We start from the raw sequence: 2,497 nt of genomic DNA on the forward strand, positions 1-2,497 counted from the left end.
CCGGGGCCGCCTCGCGCGGCCGGTGCGGGTCGGCCGGCGGCTGCCGGAGCGGCCCCGACGCGCTCGTGAACGCGTCGAACCGCTCCGGCGGCGGTGACAGCTGCTCCGTCCGGTGGCTCCCGGACGGGCTCGACATCCCGTCGTACGACGCGTGCCCGCCCGACGCGCCCTCCAGAGGGTCGTACGGCACGCGCACCGGACCCGACGGGGTCTCCACGATCCGCGAAGGCATCGGGCCGGACGGCGGCTCCAGCGGAGGCAGCAGCCCCACCGGCGTCGGATCCTGCCGCGTGGGCAGCGGCGGTGAGCTGTCGGGCGTGCGCGGCCTGGCCGATCCGTGGGCGTGCAGCACCCGTTCGAGGGACTCGCTCACCTGCTCGGCGGTCAGCCGTTCCGCGGGGTTCTTGCGCAGCAGCCCCTCGATGACCGGCAGCAGCGCTCCGGACCGCTCCGGCCTGATCGGGTCCTGCGTCAGCACGGCGCCGAGCACCGCGATCGCGTCGGGCCCCTCGTACGGGGGCCGCCCCTCGACGGCCGCGTACAGCGTCGCCCCGAACGACCAGAGGTCGGCCGCCTGGGTGATGGGCTGGCCGGACAGCCGCTCCGGCGGCACGTACGCGGGCGACCCCATGAGCAGCCCGGTCTGGGTGATCGTGACGTCACCCTCGATGGCGGCGATGCCGAAGTCGGTCAGGACCACCCGGTCCGAGGTGAGCAGCACGTTGCCCGGCTTGATGTCGCGGTGCAGGATCCCGGAGGCGTGCGCGTGCCGCAGCGCGTCGAGCACCCGGATGCCGATCTCCGCGGCCTGGATCACGGGCAGCGGCCCGCTCTGCCGTACGGCCTGCTCAAGGGACCAGGCGCGGACCAGTTCCATGACGATCCACGGCCGGCCGTCCTCCTCGACCACGTCGTGCACGGTCACGATGCCGGGGTGGGTCAGCCGCGCGGCGGACCTGGCCTCGCGCAGCATGCGCCGGTGGGCCACCTGCTTGCCCGCGTTGTCGAGCCCGAACGGCAGGATCAGCTCCTTGACCGCCACGTCACGGGCGAGCAGCACGTCGTGCGCGTGCCAGACCATGCCCATGCCGCCCCTGCCGACCGGCGACATCAGCCGGTAGCGTCTGCCGATCAGGCGACCAGCGCCGGCGCTCGGGCTCTGCTGCGATGCGTTCCCCTCCGCGCCGGGTCCGCTGAGCACGCGGTCGGCTGCCATGTCCGCCCCTATCTCCAGCCTCATCTGTCACATGCGTCGCGTCGTACTTCCAGATTATGAGGTTTGACACGATATAGGCATGGTATTCGGGGCGGAAGCTGACCACATGCTGACAATCGCCTTGACGTGCGGAAATATCATCCATCAAGAGGGTTGATCGCCGATTCGGCCAGGGCTGTCAAGGCCGCTGTGAACGCCTCGGCGGGCGGTCTCACCAGCCCGGCGCCGACCTGCCCGGTGCCCGCGACACGCCCCGCTATACCGGTGTTGACCACGGGCAGCAGCCCGGTCCTCGCGACCAGCGTGACGTCCACGCCGACCGGAGCGCCGCGAAATCCGAGCCCCGGAATCTGGAACGCGGGATGCTCGGCCAGCGTGATCTCGTACATCGACCGGGTCGCCGCGACCGCGTCCGCCACCTCGCCGCCCACGAACCGCACGATGGCCGGAGCCGCCGCCATCGCGAACCCGCCCAGCCCCGACGTCTCCGTGATCGTCGAGTCGCCGATGTCGGGATTCGCGTCCTCCGGGCCGTACGCGCCGAGATAGAGCCCGTCCGGAACGCCCGCCGGGCCGGTGAACCACCGGTCGCCCAGCCCGGAGATCTGCACGCCGAAGTCCGTGCCGTTGCGGGCCATGGCGACGACCATCGACGAGCCGGGAACGTCGCGGGCGGCGTCGGTGCTCACCTTGGCCGCGGCCATGCCGGCGTTCAGGAAGAAGTGGTCGTTGCCGCCGATGAAGCGCAGCACCTCCGCCGCGCTCCCCGGTGAGGCGTCGACCACGGCGGGGGCCAGTTCCCGCAGCAGCAGCGAGGTCGCGGCGCGGTTGCGGTTGTGCAGCTCGTCGCCCATCTGCAGCGCCTGCGCGATCATCGCGCGCAGGTCGATCGGCCCCGTGAGCTCGACCGCGGCCGACAGCACCGGGCCGAGCACGCGGTCCATCCAGCCGAGCCGGTCGAGGACCTCCGCCCCGTACGCGCCGTAGCGCAGCACCTTGCCCAGGCCCTCGTTGAGCGAGCAGTACGCCACCCCGCCGTGCTCGGCGTCGCGCACCTCGAACATCCACATCGACGGGCTCACCACGCCGGCCATCGGCCCGACGGCCCGGTGGTGGTGGCACGGCTCCAGCCGCACCTCGCCGGAGGCCAGCCGGCGGCGGGCCTCCTCCTCGTCCCGGGCGTACCCCTCCAGCAGCATCGCGCCGATCAGCGCGCCGCGCATCGGGCCGGACGCGCGCTCCCAGTCGATGGGCGGGCCCGCGTGCAGGAACGCGGGCCCG

The 2,497-nt window shown here is 72.8% G+C and carries 2 protein-coding genes; both read right to left on the reverse strand.

From position 1 onward, the window contains the following. On the reverse strand, positions 1–1,216 hold a 1,216-nt coding region (locus DQW85_RS24420), incomplete at its 3' end, for a serine/threonine-protein kinase (RefSeq protein WP_240197399.1). A gap of 137 nt (positions 1,217–1,353) precedes the next feature. Next, the coding region (locus DQW85_RS24425) for a YlbE family protein (protein WP_162795331.1) at positions 1,354–2,497 on the reverse strand (1,144 nt) is incomplete at its 5' end.

Origin of the sequence: Nonomuraea lactucae, assembly GCF_003313395.1 — a bacterium.
Classification (GTDB): Bacteria; Actinomycetota; Actinomycetes; order Streptosporangiales; family Streptosporangiaceae; genus Nonomuraea; species Nonomuraea lactucae.